This window comes from Pseudomonas frederiksbergensis, from assembly GCF_035751725.1.
Lineage (GTDB): Bacteria > Pseudomonadota > Gammaproteobacteria > Pseudomonadales > Pseudomonadaceae > Aquipseudomonas > Aquipseudomonas frederiksbergensis_A.
Genome location: NZ_CP142104.1, coordinates 1,294,852 through 1,311,809, shown reverse-complemented (window position 1 = coordinate 1,311,809; position 16,958 = coordinate 1,294,852). Strand labels below are relative to the sequence as shown.

Sequence of the window (16,958 nt, the reverse complement as noted above, 5' to 3'; positions counted from 1 at the left end):
AGTCGACAGTAACCTGGACGGCCTGACGTAGCGGTCAGGCCATTGCATTTGCTGAGTACATTGGGCGCCACGGAACGCTGATCGGCTACTGTCAGATCTGACAGTTCATATGGCCGTCCATCGGACGCGCGACATCAGGGTGGCGATGAAGGCGGCAGGACTTCGAAACGCCCACTCTCCACCCAACCGGAAACCGTGCCGTCTTCCCCGCCGTCGTCGAGGGTTTGTTTGAATCGGCACCAATGGCCGCCAGCGGACAACACCTGTGTCGACACTCCCTGCCAACCGCGGTCCTCGACTATGAGATCCGCCGCCAAGACGTGATCAGGGTTGTACCCGCTCACCACTTGCCCAATCCCCGGCCGGCCCTGGCCTTTGAACTCGACCGGGTTGGCGAGCCAATCGCCTGTCGCCGGCATATCGATGGACGCCAGGTACGTCCCCAGCACCACCATGCGAGGTTCAGAGTCCTCGGATTCGAACCCCTCGCTCTGCGCCACGGCCACCAGGCCATGGGAACCGCCGGACTGATCGAGCATCACCGTGACGGACCAGGTACGGTCGTCCAGCACCGAGCTGCGCGCCAGAAGCGTCAAGTCCGTGTCGTCCAACCTCACCTCCACCGTATCCCCTGGTACGCCGAAACCGGACACCACGACACGCCGGCCAATGTGTTCACCGGCGCAGGGGGTTTCGATGTAAGGGGCGGCTGGGACGACGTTGAACGTCAGCCATGGGCTGTCGGCAGACGTCTGATCGCCATCGTTCTCGTCCCGGAAGAATTGCCGGGCGCGGATCGTGGTTTCGCCCACGGGCAAGGTCACTTCGCGCGACCAGTCACCATTGGAATCAACAGGTATGCGCTCAAGCCACGGTGCGTCGTCGCCCTGCAGCCAGACGCTGACCGCCCCATTGGGCATCCCCTTGCCCGACAACCATGAAGTACGCGCAAAATTGCCGCCCGGCTGCGGTACGTCGAATTCCGGTGGCAACAGCACTACCGTAAACTCCAGTCGATCACTGCGCTCCGATGGGCCCTCACCGAGGGTCTGCTGTGCATCGAGGTAATACTTACGAAACGCCAGCCCAGTCAGTTGGATTGACCACTCGCCGTCGGCGGTCAACAACTTGGGGTCTCCCAGAGGCCGGCCGAATTGGACATCGTGCAATTGCATCGTGGCCCCGGCCATACCCTGGCGTCCCTGGATGGTCACATTGCGGCCCACCTCGGCATTGGGCTCGGGATAGGTGATCTCCGGCTTGAGCATGTGTACAGAAACCGTGAAAGTCCTTGATGCTGGCGGTGAATCTTGCTCGGCCGCAGTCTGGATAAGCGTTGCGGTGTGGAGGGTTTCGAGTTCGAAAGGCGTCTCGCGGCGGAAGCTCCAAACGCCGTTGTTGTTGGTAACGGCATGCTCAATATCGCTGTCGCTGTACTTGAGTTTCAGGACAGCGCCAGGCCAACATGTGCCGCTGAGATTCGGCGAAAGACCATTCTCAACCGGTTCGTTCATGACAGGCGCCAACGGAGGGATCGTCACCTCGACTTCGACCCAGTTCGCCGACTCCTTGCAACCCAGGAACTGCTTGATATGCACTTCGCCCTTGAGCGTCGGCCCCCACTCCTCTGATGCCTCGCTGGACCACTCGCCGTCGTGCACCAGCGCCTCGGGCGCGACATCGCTCGGATTGTCAGGGGAGTTAACAAGTTTGACCGTGGCGCCGCTGAAACCTTTACCCGAGAACGTCGGCCGATAATTCGGGGTATACGTCACATCGCTGACGTCCGGCAGCGTGCAATCAACGGTGAACGTGTACGGCTGAGACTCGATCCAGCCACCGGCGTTGTCCGATACCTTCTGAATGACACTAAGGTCGTAGATGCCATACGGCCAGTTACGGACGCTGACGTCCCAGTGCTCGCCTATCACTTGCGCAGCTTCCGGTTGTGTGACATCCGGGCCACTGACTACCGAGATTTGGACCCATGCGTCTGTATAGCCGTCGCCTGAAAATGTGATGGTGTTTTCGGTTGGGTGGGTAACGGTGACACTGGTCAATCTGGGGGGACGAATACGAAAGCTAACAGGAACGCCGAACAGTGACTTTCTGGTACCGATTTCTTGACGTACTTTCAGCGAAAAAGGTCCTGCAGGAACGGTAACACGACAGGTCCAGTTTGCTTGAGTCACGGCTTCATTACCGACCTCAGCTTCTGGAAACTCTCGGAACACACGAACCCTAGCGCCCCCAGCTCCCATGTCACCAGAGAGTGTAAAGGTCGCGTCTTGAACCGAGTTAGCCGCCGGCCCTGTGATGCGAGGTGCGCTTAGGCGCCGCTCTACTCGGACCACTGAGGATTTTGGGGACTCGTAGACTCCGATGGTCTGCTTGGCGTAAAAGCTTAATGGGGTGGCATAACTGTCATGAGTAAGCGTTGCGGTCCAGCTCCCAGCACTGCTGATCTGGGCAGTTGCGATAAGCCCGTCGCCTGAGGCGTTGTGTAGGGTGACGATTCCTACGCCCTGTTCGCCGCCCGTTCCGGTGACGATAAACTGCTTGTCTGGCACCTCCCCGGACGGGGGAGCAGTGATCGTGACGGGGGTGACGCGCAAGTTGACTGTAATACTCATGGGAGGTTGGCTGACTTCAAGCCTGTACTGCCCCGGTGCGAAAGGCCCTCCTCTTTCGATCCAAGTATCCCAACGGCTACCGGCCGGCGTTGTCGATTGTTGTGAGACTTGCTCAACGCCCTTATACATCCGGACTACAAAGGATGTACTACCGGTTGTCGTTCCACTCACTGGAATATTCGCGTTTCTCGCATAACCATTATTAGTAGGCGTCGTAATTACAACGGCTTGGGGAGCGGAATCTTTATTCTGTGTCATACTCATACCTCCCGCATATCATGATAAAATCCGCACCCCTCTAACTCCTGACATATTGCTTCGTTGTACTCTTACGCGGATCACCCCCTGACTTGTCAAATATGAATTCGACCCACACAGTCGTCCAACCCCATTCCCTGAGACTGACCTGAGCATTGGGATAGTTATGCGTAAGACCATCCTGCCACATTGCATCGGGTGAGTTATGCCCCCACTGCGTGTAACCGCCCACATCATTCCAAAGCAAGATATTTATGTTAGCTTTATTCCCCCCCGACTGCCCGTTCAAGCGAGTTATTTTGTATTCGACTGTTTGAAAGTGGAACTGCCCGTCCTTAAATGCATAATCATAAGTCAGTTCCCCCACAAAATTACCCGTCTGCACCCGTACTGTCTCTGTCACCCATGGAATGGATTGGTGGCGCTTCGCTTTAATATCGCGAGAGCTGACCTCTTTAAACTCTTCGTATAGCGCCGCTCTGGTCCGCTCTCTCTCTTCCAACTGTGGGCCTGCCAGTTCTTCAGTGCTAATATCGGCTTGGGTTTCATTTTTCATAGTATGAGCTCTCGTGTTGATACTTCGGTCAACCTGGTCCTGGATGAAATATTCAGGTACCTGTCAAACCTGACATTCCTGAGCAACGATTGGCGTCAGTCCTTTCCGCTTCATGTCTTATCTCTTGTACCGGCAGTTACCAACTCACAGTAAAACTATGCGGTAAAGACTCAATCCAACCGCTTGCGCGATCTGGTAGTTTCTGAATCACCTTCAGGTAATACGTGTCGGGCGGCCAATCACGCGCCGTGGTTTCCCATTTCCCTTCTCTCACCTCTACAGAAAGCGGTGGCGTGACGGATTGGTCACTTTCCAGCGAGATTTCGACCGTTGCGTCGATATTGCCGTCGCCTGAAAATTTGATAGTGCTTTCGGTTGGATGGGTAACGGTGACATGGGTCAACGCAGGTGGACGAACTTTGTACGCTCGCGGGGCACTACGTCCGGATAGGTCTGTCCCATCTTTCCTTAGAATGACAACCAATGAGCAGGGCCCTGGCGTGACTGTAACAGGGCAACTCCAATTGACACCTGTCAAGAGGTTATTACCAACTTCATCGCCTCTCGTATCTATGAGCGCATAAATATCAGCCCCCGCGATACCTCCGTTACCTTGCAGCACAAATCCCCTCTCCTGAAAACTGTTCTCAGGCGGTGCCGTAATCACCGGAGGCGGCGGCGAGGGCGCAACAACGTTTACTCTGACTTCTTCAGCCCAGTCCGACCACTCACCACCTAACTGTTGCTTGGCAGTCAAAAAAAACTCTCCCTCTGGCAGAGGCTCAAACAACGTTCTTCGCCAACTACCATCACCATCAACCCAAGTCGAACTAGATAATTCTTTCCCCGTACGGCTTTGATAAACCTTAACTTCAGCTTGATGCAAACCTCCACCTAAGACAGTCAAGTCAGGCCGTACAGTCGCCCCGTTGACAGGGCGAGTGATGTATGGCGGATCAGGTTTGACAATAACAGCAGGGCCACTCTCCACGCTTTTGATCTTGGCGCCGGGTTTAGGTGCCCACCCCTTCCGCTTTGCGGCATCCTTAGTTTCGCCGCCATTTTCCGGATTACTATTATTTTCTGGTTCGCCTTTTTCGAGATGATTGTCAGTGCTCATCAGTCACCTATTTATGTCGTTAAAGCTGGCGATTAGCCGAGCGATTCCGAGCACAGTAAAAGGTACGACGGACCGCTCCACACCTGACAGATCTGACAGTCCCGACCAACGGCAACACCCGGCAATCCCCAACTGACTACACAACCTTGCGCAACGGACTACAGATCCGCCAGAATCCGCCGGCTTGTGCGCCTTGGCCTTGCCCCGTAACGTGATTCGCGTCGCTGACACCTCAGCGATCGGGTTTAGTCGCCCAGTGGCAAAAGTGATGTGCACAAGCGTCATCCAGTCGGGTTCCCTCCCCGCACTTGATGGTGGCTGTTCGCAGGGCGCCCCCGGGCGCGCCGGGCTTCACTTTTCCACCGGTCGACTAACCTGCGTCCAGCCGCCACCCTTCGTTTAGTCGCGAACCGGGTGGCAGCCTCAATACGGAAAAGTGAATATGATCAAGCCAACACCCAATCCCCCCAAAACCGCTCCACGCCCTGCCCCCAAGACAGCCGAAGCCCGGAAGCTCGTCAAAGCCGCGCAAAAAGCCCTGGACCATTACCTCAAGCCCGACGTCGGCAAGCCGGACAACACACAACGACAGCTGGATTACTTCATCGTCGCGCCCGATGCCGACCCCGAAGGCGTGCTGGCGCACACTTACGAAACCTTCTGCTCGGTCAGTACGCTGATCCTGGATTTATCCGACGATCTGGAGGGCGCCCCGCGCAACCTGGCCCTGGCGATTCACCAGATGGGCGAGATGGGGGTGTTGTTGCTGGAGAAGTTGCTGGATGGCGAGGCGAAGGTGCAGCGCTGAGGGCGCAATGAACAGATAAATGGCCCACCCTGTGGGAGCGAGCAGGCTTGCTCCCACAGTGGCTATGCCGGCAAGCAGCTCAAGCCGAGGCCGACATCGGGTAGAAACTGAAGTACTGCCGCAGCGCACTCACCAGATAGCCATATTCCGGTGGCGCCCATTGCAGGCTGAAACCGGCGTCGAAATGCTGGGGTGTCACGTCTTCCGAGCACCAAAGACAGGTGGCTTTCAACTTGATGTGTTGCTGGGGCCCATCATCGGCTGGCAACTTCAGGCGCAGGTCAAACTCTGCGCCGACCATCAGCGGCAAATGGCTGATCAGCATCAGGCCATCGTCTGAAACATTGCCCAAGAACCCGATGGGTTTTCCGTTGACACCATTGAAGACCTCAAGGCAGTACGACAATTCATGTCGTGCAATTCGACGATCTTTGTACATGTCTTGTATCGCTTTTTTGATGACCGATTCCGCGGCCAACGAGTATTTCGGAACGAGCCCAGGCCAGCCCGCTCTCCCCGATCCCGGTGCCAGACGCTCGCAACGAGGCTGGCTAAATGCTACCGGTCACAGGTGACGCTACGAAATTAGAGCGCCAGCCCTAGTCACGACTTGTACAAATATAGCCCATGCGCAGGCGAGAGCCAGTCGAAAAAAGCTGCCGGTCATCGGTCCGACAGCTGCCTCGCGCCAATGGTTTCAATTCAATGCTGGTCAGAACGCCGTGGGACGAATCGCCGAGGCGCTGCGGGTCGGATAGTGGCCCAGGCTCTGCAGGGTTTCGAGCCGGGCACGGGCGCGGTAGGCATATTCGCTGTTGGGGTACTGGGTGAGGATGAACTGGTAGGTTTGCGCCGCATCGACGTACAGCTTCTGACGCTCCAGGCACTGGCCGCGCATCATCGAGACTTCCGGCTGCATATAGCGGCGGGCACGGCTGGCCCGGTCGACCTTGGACAACTCAAGCATGACTTGCTCGCAGTTGCCGCGCTCGTAGGCCTTGTAGGCCAGGTTCATGTGGTGGTTCATCGACCAACGGGTGCAGCCCGTGACACTCAAGGCCAAGGCAATAAAAAGCACGAATCGCATGGGGAGGTTCTCCTGTCTTGAGCTCTTTATCGACCCGGGCCAGAAAATCTTCAGCCCGAAACTACTCGCCACAAGCGCAATGTTCGCCTTTAGTAGTTAAAAGGCGCAAAAATTTTCAGGAATGTTCATTTCGAAAAAGAAACGAATAAGTAGTGCACATGAACAATGACTACACCCAAAGACCATAGTAGCCTTCGCTGGCGCTTGAACTTGAGGAGTCCTGCATGTCCGTCCGTCGCACCAAAATCGTCGCTACCCTTGGCCCGGCCAGTAATTCGCCGGAAGTTCTCGAACAGCTGATTCTGGCTGGCCTGGACGTTGCCCGCCTGAACTTCTCCCACGGCACGCCCGACGAGCACAAGGCTCGTGCCAAGCTGGTGCGTGACCTGGCCGCCAAGCATGGCCGTTTCGTTGCCCTGCTGGGTGACCTGCAAGGCCCGAAGATCCGCATCGCCAAATTCGCCAACAAGCGCATCGAATTGAAGATCGGTGACAAATTCACCTTCTCCACCAGCCACCCGCTGACCGAAGGCAACCAGCAGGTGGTCGGCATCGACTACCCGGACCTGGTCAAGGACTGCGGCGTGGGCGACGAACTGCTGCTCGACGACGGTCGCGTGGTGATGCGCGTCGAGACCGCCACCGCCACTGAATTGAATTGCGTCGTCACCATCGGCGGCCCGTTGTCGGACCACAAGGGTATCAACCGTCGCGGCGGTGGCCTGACGGCGCCGGCCCTGACCGATAAAGACAAGGCCGACATCAAGCTGGCCGCGGAAATGGAAGTCGATTACCTGGCCGTGTCCTTCCCCCGTGACGCGGCGGACATGGAATACGCCCGTCAATTGCGCGACGAAGCCGGCGGTACCGCCTGGCTGGTGGCCAAGATCGAACGCGCCGAAGCCGTGGCCGACGACGAAACCCTCGACGGCCTGATCAAGGCTTCCGACGCCGTGATGGTGGCCCGTGGCGACCTGGGCGTGGAAATCGGCGACGCCGAGCTGGTGGGCATCCAGAAGAAGATCATCCTGCACGCACGCCGCCACAACAAAGCGGTGATCGTCGCGACCCAAATGATGGAGTCGATGATCCAGAACCCGATGCCGACCCGCGCCGAAGTGTCTGACGTAGCCAACGCTGTGCTGGACTACACCGACGCGGTCATGCTGTCGGCCGAAAGTGCCGCCGGCCTCTACCCGCTCGAAGCGGTGCAGGCCATGGCGCGCATCTGCATCGGCGCTGAAAAGCACCCGACCGGCAAGACCTCCAGCCACCGCATCGGCAAGGAATTCACCCGCTGCGACGAAAGCATCGCCCTGGCAACCATGTACACCGCCAACCACTTCCCGGGCGTGAAGGCGATCATCGCTTTGACCGAAAGTGGCTACACCCCGCTGATCATGTCGCGTATCCGCTCCTCGGTGCCGATCTACGCGTTCACCCCGCACCGCGAAGCCCAGGCACGCGCAGCGATGTTCCGTGGCGTGTACACCATTCCGTTCGACCCGGCTTCGCTGGAGCCGCACGAAGTCAGCCAGAAAGCCATTGATGAACTGACCAAACGCGGCGTCGTGGAGAAAGGCGACTGGGTCATCCTGACCAAGGGCGACAGCTACCACACCACCGGCGGCACCAACGGAATGAAGATCCTGCACGTTGGCGACCCGATGGTTTGATGATCGGCTGCTGAAAACAAAAGCCCCGCCATGTGAATGGCGGGGCTTTTTGGTTTCTGGCTTTGGAAAGCGGTGTGTTTGGACTGTCGCGTTCGCGAGCAGGCTCGAGAAAGCGATGGATCAGCCGGCAGATTTATCCCGGGTAAGAAACACATCCGCCAGCAACTGATTGCGTGGCAACCCCGCCAGGTACAAGCGCTTGGCAAACGCCTCGACCCAATCCGGATGACCACAGAGCAGCGCCTGGGTCTGGCGCGAAGCCAGGCGCAGTTGCGCGAGGGCGCCCGTGGCTTCGGCGATGGTCAGCAACTCGACGCTCAGGTTCGAATGCTTGGCCGCCAATGCCGCCAGGGGTTTGTCCAGGTAGTGCCCCGCAGCATCGCGCGCCACATGAATCAACCGAATCTCACCTTGATGCTGCTGGCGCAACGCTTCGCGCAAGATGCCAAACAACGGCCCAAGGCCCGTACCGGAGGCCAGCAGCCATAACGGCTTTTCATGCCAGTCGGGATCGTAATGCAGCGCCCCGCCGCGCAGTTCACCGAGGCGGATCGGACTGCCGGCCTCCAGTTGCCGCGCCGCATCGATGAACTGCCCGGGCGCGCGGCAATCCAGGTGAAACTCCAGGAAGCGGTCTTCCTCGGGCAGGCTCGCCAGGGAATACGGCCGGGCGACATCACCGGCCCACAACACCAGGTGTTGTCCGACCCGATAGCGCAACGGTCGTTCCGGGATGAGGCGCAGGCGCAGCACGTCGGCGCCCAGCCAATCCACCGCCGCGACCTCGGCGGCCTGGCCGTCGCGTTGCGGGTCGAAGGTATGAATGTGGACGTCTTCGACTACCTGGCATTGGCACGCCAGGCGCCAGCCTTGATCGCGCTGCGCCGGGGCCAGGGCGTCGGGTCGGCTGTCGCGCACGTCGCCGCTCAGGCATTGCACCAGGCACACATGGCAACTGCCGGCACGGCAACTGTAGGGCACCGCCACGCCAGCCTGGTTCAACGCATCCAACAGGTTACTGCCCACCGTCACCGACCACTGCTGGCCTGCGACTTTCAACTCAGGCATCGACATTCTCCCAAGCGGCGGCACAACGATTGCGGCCGTCTCGCTTGGCACGGTACAAGGCCTGGTCGGCGCGCTGCAAGGCGCTGTCCAGGTCATCGCCCATTTCCAGCATCGTCATGCCCACCGACAGGCTAAGGTTACCGACCGGCAGGTCGATCAGCTCAACTTCGGTGAACGCCAACCGCAAGCGCTCGCAACAGACCGTCAGCCGGGAAGGGTCGCAGGCCGGCAGCAACATGACGAACTCTTCGCCACCGTATCGGGCCAGCACGTCACCTTCGCGCAGGCAGGCCGTGGCGACGCCGGCAAAGGCCTGGAGCACCTGGTCGCCCGCGGCATGGCCGTGCAAATCGTTGATGCGCTTGAAGTGGTCCAGGTCGATCAAGGCCAGGCCATGGGCGACACCGGGCCTGAGGGTATTGAGTTCACGGCTCGCCAGGCGCAGGAAATGGCGGCGATTGAACAGGCCGGTCAGTTCGTCGGTCGCCACCAGGTCTTCGAGCTGGCGCATCATGCCGCGCAACGTGTCCTGGTGCGCCTGCAATGCAAACCGGCGCTGGCGCATGCGTTGGCGCGAGGTCTGGACATAGCGGGCATACAGTACCAACCACACCAGCACGATGAACAACACGCACACTTGCAAGCCGGCCAACGTCGGATCGGGAAGCTGGAAGAAATAACCATCCCACAGGGTGATCCCGGTAAAGCTGATGAACACCAGCGTCGCACAGCGCACGAAGGCCCGCCGCGTCAGGTGGAACAGCCCGAACAGCAGGATCAGCACATAGAACACCAGGAACACGCCGCGGGCCTGGTCCAGGTGCGCCATCATCCAGGTCTGCCAGCCAAGGCCGATCCAGACTTGCACTTCCGTAAGGCTGGGGTCGGCGAAGCGCAGGTTGCGGTCGGTAATGAACAGTGCGAACAAGCCAGCCTGGCACAACACCACCAACAGCGTGCCGATGACGACGCCACGCAACGAGTCGAGGTAATGGCCGCTGAAGAACGCCAGCCACAGCAACACCAGCGCCAGTGCATAAGTCGTGGCTGCGAGGGCGAAACGTTTAAGCAAAAGACGTTGAATGGCGTTATGGGTCAATCGGTGACTCACCATGGGAAAGGGGAACTGACAGAACGGTCCTACGCTACAGGCCAGACGCCACTTTAGTGGCGTGTTCGACAAATGACCATTCAATTCTGGATCAGAAAAATGGCGTCAAAGCAATGGCCCAGATCGACGCAGTTTTTGGATGCTCCTCGCCACAAAGGCAGCTCGCTCCCACAGTGTTCCCAGCCTGCGATATACTGCCGCGCCTTTTTAGCGTCGCGCCAGCATGCCCGGCGTGCCTTAAGAGGTGCCGTCCGTCGACCGATGCACCCATGCGGACGGCACCTTATTGAATGTTCCCGTCTTAGAGAGGAGCGCGACTCATGACCGTGATCAAGCAAGACGACCTGATTCAGAGCGTTGCCGACGCCCTGCAGTTCATTTCCTACTACCACCCCGTGGACTTCATCCAGGCGATGCACGAAGCCTACCTGCGTGAAGAATCGCCGGCGGCCCGTGACTCCATGGCACAGATCCTGATCAACTCGCGCATGTGCGCCACCGGCCATCGGCCGATCTGCCAGGACACCGGCATCGTGACCGTGTTCGTGCGCGTGGGCATGGACGTGCGCTGGGATGGCGCGACCATGAGCCTGGACGACATGATCAACGAGGGCGTGCGTCGCGCCTACAACCTGCCGGAAAACGTCCTGCGCGCATCGATCCTCGCCGACCCGGCAGGCGCGCGCAAAAACACCAAGGACAACACCCCGGCGGTCATCCACTACTCCATCGTCCCGGGCAACACCGTGGAAGTGGACGTGGCGGCCAAGGGCGGCGGTTCCGAGAACAAGTCGAAGATGGCCATGCTCAACCCCTCCGACTCCATCGTCGACTGGGTCCTGAAGACCGTTCCGACCATGGGTGCCGGCTGGTGCCCACCGGGCATGCTCGGCATCGGCATCGGCGGCACCGCCGAGAAAGCCGCGGTCATGGCCAAGGAAGTCTTGATGGAATCCATCGACATCCATGAGCTCAAGGCCCGCGGCCCGCAAAACCGTATCGAAGAGATGCGCCTGGAGCTGTTCGAGAAGGTCAACCAATTGGGCATCGGCGCCCAGGGCCTGGGTGGCCTGACCACCGTGCTCGACGTGAAGATCATGGACTACCCGACCCACGCCGCGTCCCTGCCGGTGTGCATGATCCCCAACTGCGCCGCCACCCGTCACGCCCACTTCGTGCTCGACGGCACCGGCCCGGCCTCGCTGGAGGCGCCACCGCTGGACGCCTACCCGGAAATCGTCTGGGAAGCCGGCCCATCGGCCCGTCGCGTGAACCTCGACACCCTGACCCCGGAAGACGTGCAGAGCTGGAAACCGGGCGAAACCGTGCTGCTCAACGGCAAGATGCTCACCGGCCGCGACGCGGCGCACAAGCGCATGGTCGAAATGCTGAACAAGGGCGAAACCCTGCCGGTGGACCTCAAGGGCCGCTTCATCTACTACGTCGGCCCGGTCGACCCGGTGGGTGACGAAGTGGTCGGCCCGGCCGGTCCGACCACCGCCACGCGAATGGACAAATTCACCCGCCAAATCCTCGAACAGACCGGCCTGTTGGGCATGATCGGCAAATCCGAGCGCGGCCCGACCGCGATCGAAGCGATCAAGGACAACAAGGCCGTGTACCTGATGGCCGTCGGCGGTGCTGCTTACCTGGTGGCCCAGGCGATCAAGAAATCCAAGGTCCTGGCGTTCGCCGAACTGGGGATGGAAGCGATCTACGAGTTCGAGGTCAAGGACATGCCGGTGACCGTTGCGGTCGACAGCAAGGGCGAGTCGGTGCACATCACCGGCCCGGCGATCTGGCAGCAGAAGATCAGCGAAAGCCTGGCGGTGGAAGTGCAGTAACAGGCACTCCAGCGCTGTGAAGAAGGCCGGTGGGCGACAAGCTCACCGGCCTTTTTTTTGAACATGTGTCCGGTTCCCTGCTGACCCGGCGGGGGAAAACCGTTTATCGGATGTACCCATCGACCTGTCAGATCTGACAGGTTACATCCCAGCTCGCCGTTGGCATTCTCATCGTGGCCAGGAATCAGGCCTGGCGCGGGTCAAGGGATAAAAAGCATGGCAGAGCAAGCACCCCTCCAGATCATCACGCCCACCATCGCTGGCAGCGCGTCAATCGCAACGATCGGCAACAGCCTCGGTCCGGTGGGTACGCGGGGCGCAGCCTCGTTTGAGTTACCCCTGCCCGTGTCGAGCGCCCGTCACCTGACACCGGGCCTGGTTCTGCAATACAACAGCCAGAGCGGCAACGGCACGTTCGGTATTGGCATGCAACTGCCGATTCCCAGCATCGCTCGTAAAACCAGCAAAGGCGTGCCGCATTACCAGGAAGACGATGTCATGGTGGGCCCCGACGGAGTGGATCGTTGGCCCGACCACGGGACACATGTGACGCGCACGCTCCCGGGGCGAAGCGAAATGACCTTCACGGTGGTGCGCTATTACCCCAGGGTGGAAAGTACATTCGACATTTACGAGCTGTGGATGCCCGACGGCGGCCAGCCTTCGTTCTGGCGAGTACAAGGCAGTAACGGGAACTTGTATTGCTATGGGCACAGCGACAAATCGCGCATCGCCGACCCCAAGAACGCCCTACGCATTACCGAATGGCTGTTGTTGGAGGAAGTCAGCCCATTGGGCGAGCACATCTATTACGAGTATGCGGCAGACCCGGCTCCTTCCGAGGGCCCACATGACTACAGCGCCCAGCGATACCTGATCCGGGTGTGCTATGGCAACGCCACGGCCAGCGAAACCTTCTATTGCTTCGAAGAAGAGGACCCGGCCGACCGGGACTGGCACTTTCATCTTTTGTTCGACTACGGCCAGCGTACCCTCCAGCTCGACGAAAAACCCGGATGGACAGCTGTCGACGAAGACGCCTGGCTGCTGCGCGAGGACCCATTCCACGCGTACCGGTACGGTTTTGAAACAGGGACACGGCGACTGTGTCATCAGGTGCTGATGTTTCATCGCTTCCCTGCCGACGCCGAACCGGCCCTCGTGCGGCGACTGTTGCTGGAATACACACCGACGAAGCTGGGCTATAGCCTGTTGACCGCTGCCCATTATCAAGACTGGGATGCCGAGGATCGGTTCGAGTACTCCGCACCGATAGAACTCCACTACCCCGACTTCGAACCTGACCTCGAACCCAAGGCGTTTTTTGCCCTGGAGACCATGCCCGCCCTGGAAGACGGCCTGCGCTACCAGTGTGTCGACCTTTACGGAGAAGGGGTGCCCGGTTTTTTGTGCCGTTACAGCAATGGCTGGTATTACCGCGAGCCTGAACGCGCCACGGAGGGTGACAGCGAGGCCATCGGCTACGGCCCTTGGTCACTGCTGCCGAGCATTCCTGTCGCCGCCGATAACTCGGTGGCCATGCAGTTGCTTACCGACCTGACCGGCAGCGGCCGGCTCAATTGGGTCATCGCCCAACCCGGCATGTACGGTTTTTACACACTGAATCCGGACCGCAGTTGGTCTACGTTCACCGACTTCAAGCGCTTCCCCACGGAGTTCCTGCACCCGGCCGCACAGTTGGGCGACCTGATCGGCGATGGATTGCGCTCGCTGGCCATGATCGGACCCAAAAGCGTGCGGCTCTACGCAAACCTTCGCGAAGAGGGGTTCGCCGCGGGTGTGGACGTTGCCCATGAACCGGACAGCACCCTGCCACTGTTCAGCGATGTGCGCAGCGAACTGGTGCTGTTCAGCAATCTGTTGGGGAGCGACACCACCGAGCTGTGTCGCATCCGCTTCAACGAAATCAAGTGTTGGCCCAACCTCGGGCATGGGCGTTTCGGCGAAGGTTTTGTCATGAGTGCCCTGCCCTTCCAATACGACGAGTTCGATGTCGATCGGGTGCGGATCGCCGATCTGGATGGCTCCGGGGCGCCGGCGTTGATTTATCTGAAAAGCGATTGCTTTGAAATCTACCTGAACCACGGTGGCAATGGCCTGGATCAGGTGGCGTTGCGGGTGCCCTGGCCCGATGGCCTGCGCTATGACAGTCTCTGCCAAGTCACCCTGGCCGACCTGCAAGGCTTGGGTTGTGCGAGCCTGATCCTGAGCGTGCCCCATGCCACGCCGGATATGAAACCCAGGCACTGGCGCTACGATTTCGTCACGGCGCGGCCTTACCTGCTCAGCGCCACGAACAACAACATGGGTTGCAGCAGCACCCTGGCGTACCGCAGCAGTGCGCAGTTCTGGCTGGATGAAAAAGCACAGCGTGTGGCGAACGACGAACCATTGGATTGCTACCTGCCCATGGCCTTGTCACTGGTGACGCGCCAGCAACAGCTCGATGAGATCACCGGTAACTGCCTGACTCAGTACTTCGGTTATTTCGAAGGCGACTACGACAGCTATCACCGCGAGTTCCGCGGCTTTGGTCGGTTATATCAGCTCGACAGCGAAATGCCCCCCAGCGAAACAGACGAGAATTTTACCGCTCCGGTGCTGGTCAAGACGTGGTTCCACACCGGACGGAGTATCGACCAGCCCCTTAAAGACTGCTTCGAAGGCGACCCCGACGCCCCACCGTTGGGGCCCACGCTCCTGACCCGATTCCATGATCTGGATAGCGCTGACGAAATCCTCGATCTCGACCCCGAGACCGCCCGGGAAATGGCCTATGCCTTGGCTGGCCACGTACTGCGCAGCGAGGCCCATCACGCCGAATCGATCGACATGCTCGAGCCGTACACCGTGACGCAACAACGCTACCTGTTGCGCCAACCTCATGCCAACCAGAAGAGCTTGCTGGTGTTGGCGCTGGAAGCGGTCAGCTACCAGTACGATGGCTTCATCAACGACCCGCAAGCCCAACACACCATCAGTCTGGGCTGGAACAACTATGGTCAACTCACTCACGGTTTCGTCGTCCATTACGCCCGCCGCCTCACTGCGGACGATGCGCCACCCTTCGATGATGAGTACGACAACATCTGGTGGGGCGATGCCCATGACGAACAGCAGCAGGTGTATCACCTGACTGAAAGCCGCGCCGAATATATACAGCTCATCGATGAAGAAGGACAACGCCAACGACTGGGCCTGCCCTGGCGCGCCCGGACCAACGGACTGCAACGCGCCAAAGGCACACTCCCGGATGGGCTGCGCCCGGAACAGGTCAGCTACGAACATTTCGTCGAGCACCAGAGCTCGGAGTCATGGACAACCGCCCGGGTATTGATCGCCCTCGAAGAACAGGCGTACGAGCATGACGCGTCGGACAAGATCCTGTTCCAGGCCCTGCGCGGCCCGTTGGAAATCGCCGAATTCGACGAGCAGGCGTTGAGCGCCTACGACGTGGTGCCTGAACCGTTCGACATTCGCGAACAACTGGAAACGATCGGCTTCGAGCCCATGGCGCTGTTCCTGCTTGAAGATTCGAAAAAGGACGAGGCCCGAAATCTCTGGTCCAAGAAAATCGGTTTTCCCCAATACCTGTCGCTGGAAGGCTTCTTCGGCATCAGCCAATTACAAGAGACCCGGAGCCACGGCATCACCTCGGTCAGTTACGACGAGTTTCATTTGATGGCCACCGCCGTACGGCTCCCGGACGGTTGTACCACCCACGTCGAATACGACTATCACTCGCTGTTGCCGCGCAAAATCATTGATGCCAACGAGAACATCCAGCAAGCGCTGTACGGACCGAAGGGCGTGCCGTTGGGCGTGACGTTCCACGGCACCGAAAACGGTGTTCCGGTGGGCTTCGGTGCCATCGAGGATCATCTGCCTCCTGAAGACCTGTCACCGGCCTACGCCATAGCGAACCCCAAGGCAACCCTGGACAGGATCGCCAGCGCCGTGCGCGTCGAGTATCTGAGCTGGATGGGCTTGCTTGCGCCCGCTCAAGTGTCATCGACACAACGTGACGGCTGGATCGCTGCCCGATACCTGCTGCCCAGTGGTCACATCCGGGCCTCGGCGCGGGTTCGCCTGGCCCAAAACAAAGCCCGGAGCGCCGATGAGAAACAGCTCTGGGCGCTGATCCAGGCAGCGGCCCGGGAACCGGCTCACAGTGTCGTGCTGAGCGCCGATCGCTACCCGGACGATCCCTTGCAGCAGATCCGCATCGCCCTGAGCGCAATCGATGGCTTTGGTCGCCCCCTGCAAAGCAAGCAGTTGGTCGAACCCGGAAAAGCCTATGCCGTGGCGGAGGATGGCACCTTGCAGCTTGGCGAGGATGGCAAGCCAGTACAACTTGAAGCCGACCCGCGCTGGCGCGTCAGCGAACGGGTCGAGTACAACAACAAGGGCCTGGTCACCCGGGTCTATCGCCCCTACTTCGCCAATGCCTGGCACTACATCAACGACGCGTCACTGCGCGAGCACGGTTATCACGACCAGCAGTTCTACGACCCGCCGGGGCGCCTGGTCAAGATCGTCAATGCCAGGGGCGATGAAGCGTGGCAGGTCTACCACCCTTGGTATCAGTGTGATCATGATTACAACGATACGGCCCCGCCACGGACGGGCGCACTGCCGGAGGGTTGAATGACCAATGTCCACGCTCGTACGCCGGACATTGTCGCAGTCGATGGGCGTGGCCTGCCCGTGCGGCAAATCGGCTATCTGCGTAGTCAAGCTTCGGCTCCTGCTGTCGCCCTGATCGCCCGTCAACAC

11 protein-coding genes are annotated in these 16,958 nt (G+C 59.6%); 4 read left to right on the top strand and 7 right to left on the bottom strand.

The window, feature by feature from the left end:
• Positions 1–134 precede the first annotated feature (134 nt).
• From VQ575_RS05705 to VQ575_RS05695, 3 genes are all read right to left on the bottom strand, one after another.
• Positions 135–1,931, bottom strand: coding sequence for a hypothetical protein (locus VQ575_RS05705; protein ID WP_325919241.1), 1,797 nt, complete (start codon positions 1,929–1,931; stop codon positions 135–137).
• 1,000 nt (positions 1,932–2,931) lie between these two features.
• On the bottom strand, positions 2,932–3,447 hold the full coding sequence (locus VQ575_RS05700; protein WP_052742319.1) for a hypothetical protein: 516 nt from the start codon (positions 3,445–3,447) through the stop codon (positions 2,932–2,934).
• Positions 3,448–3,583: 136 nt separating this feature from the next.
• Positions 3,584–4,567 (bottom strand): hypothetical protein, encoded by a 984-nt coding sequence (locus VQ575_RS05695; protein WP_152668435.1) that lies wholly within the window; start codon positions 4,565–4,567, stop codon positions 3,584–3,586.
• A gap of 442 nt (positions 4,568–5,009) precedes the next feature.
• Here VQ575_RS05695 and VQ575_RS05690 point away from each other — a divergent pair, with 442 nt between their 5' ends.
• Positions 5,010–5,375, top strand: a complete 366-nt coding sequence (locus tag VQ575_RS05690; RefSeq protein WP_325919238.1) for a DUF6124 family protein — start codon at positions 5,010–5,012, stop codon at positions 5,373–5,375.
• A 79-nt stretch (positions 5,376–5,454) separates the two neighbouring features.
• Here the strand turns inward: VQ575_RS05690 and VQ575_RS05685 are convergent, their stop codons facing one another.
• Together VQ575_RS05685 and VQ575_RS05680 are read right to left on the bottom strand one after the other, a co-directional pair.
• Positions 5,455–5,814, bottom strand: a complete 360-nt coding sequence (locus VQ575_RS05685; protein WP_039591411.1) for a PilZ domain-containing protein — start codon at positions 5,812–5,814, stop codon at positions 5,455–5,457.
• Between the two features lie 273 nt (positions 5,815–6,087).
• Complete coding sequence (locus VQ575_RS05680; RefSeq protein WP_039591414.1) at positions 6,088–6,462, bottom strand: tetratricopeptide repeat protein; 375 nt, start codon at positions 6,460–6,462, stop codon at positions 6,088–6,090.
• A 224-nt stretch (positions 6,463–6,686) separates the two neighbouring features.
• On the opposite strand from VQ575_RS05680, the gene pyk reads away from it, so the two are divergent.
• A complete protein-coding gene (gene pyk, locus VQ575_RS05675) occupies positions 6,687–8,138 on the top strand; it encodes a pyruvate kinase (RefSeq protein ID WP_039591415.1) in 1,452 nt (483 codons plus the stop codon).
• 120 nt (positions 8,139–8,258) lie between these two features.
• On the opposite strand, the gene VQ575_RS05670 is transcribed toward pyk, so the two are convergent.
• Together VQ575_RS05670 and VQ575_RS05665 are read right to left on the bottom strand one after the other, a co-directional pair.
• The gene (locus VQ575_RS05670; protein ID WP_325919236.1) at positions 8,259–9,206 is read right to left on the bottom strand and encodes an iron-sulfur-binding ferredoxin reductase; all 948 of its coding nucleotides are present in this window, start codon (positions 9,204–9,206) and stop codon (positions 8,259–8,261) included.
• Positions 9,199–10,305: a GGDEF domain-containing protein gene (locus VQ575_RS05665; RefSeq protein WP_039591417.1), complete on the bottom strand. Its 1,107-nt coding sequence runs from the start codon at positions 10,303–10,305 to the stop codon at positions 9,199–9,201. Before VQ575_RS05665 ends, VQ575_RS05670 begins: the two co-directional genes overlap by 8 nt.
• Before the next feature lie 332 nt (positions 10,306–10,637).
• Here VQ575_RS05665 and VQ575_RS05660 point away from each other — a divergent pair, with 332 nt between their 5' ends.
• On the top strand, positions 10,638–12,161 hold the full coding sequence (locus VQ575_RS05660; RefSeq protein ID WP_039591419.1) for a fumarate hydratase: 1,524 nt from the start codon (positions 10,638–10,640) through the stop codon (positions 12,159–12,161).
• Between the two features lie 216 nt (positions 12,162–12,377).
• On the top strand, positions 12,378–16,829 hold the full coding sequence (locus VQ575_RS05655; RefSeq protein WP_325919234.1) for a SpvB/TcaC N-terminal domain-containing protein: 4,452 nt from the start codon (positions 12,378–12,380) through the stop codon (positions 16,827–16,829).
• The last annotated feature ends 129 nt before the right edge of the window (positions 16,830–16,958 follow it).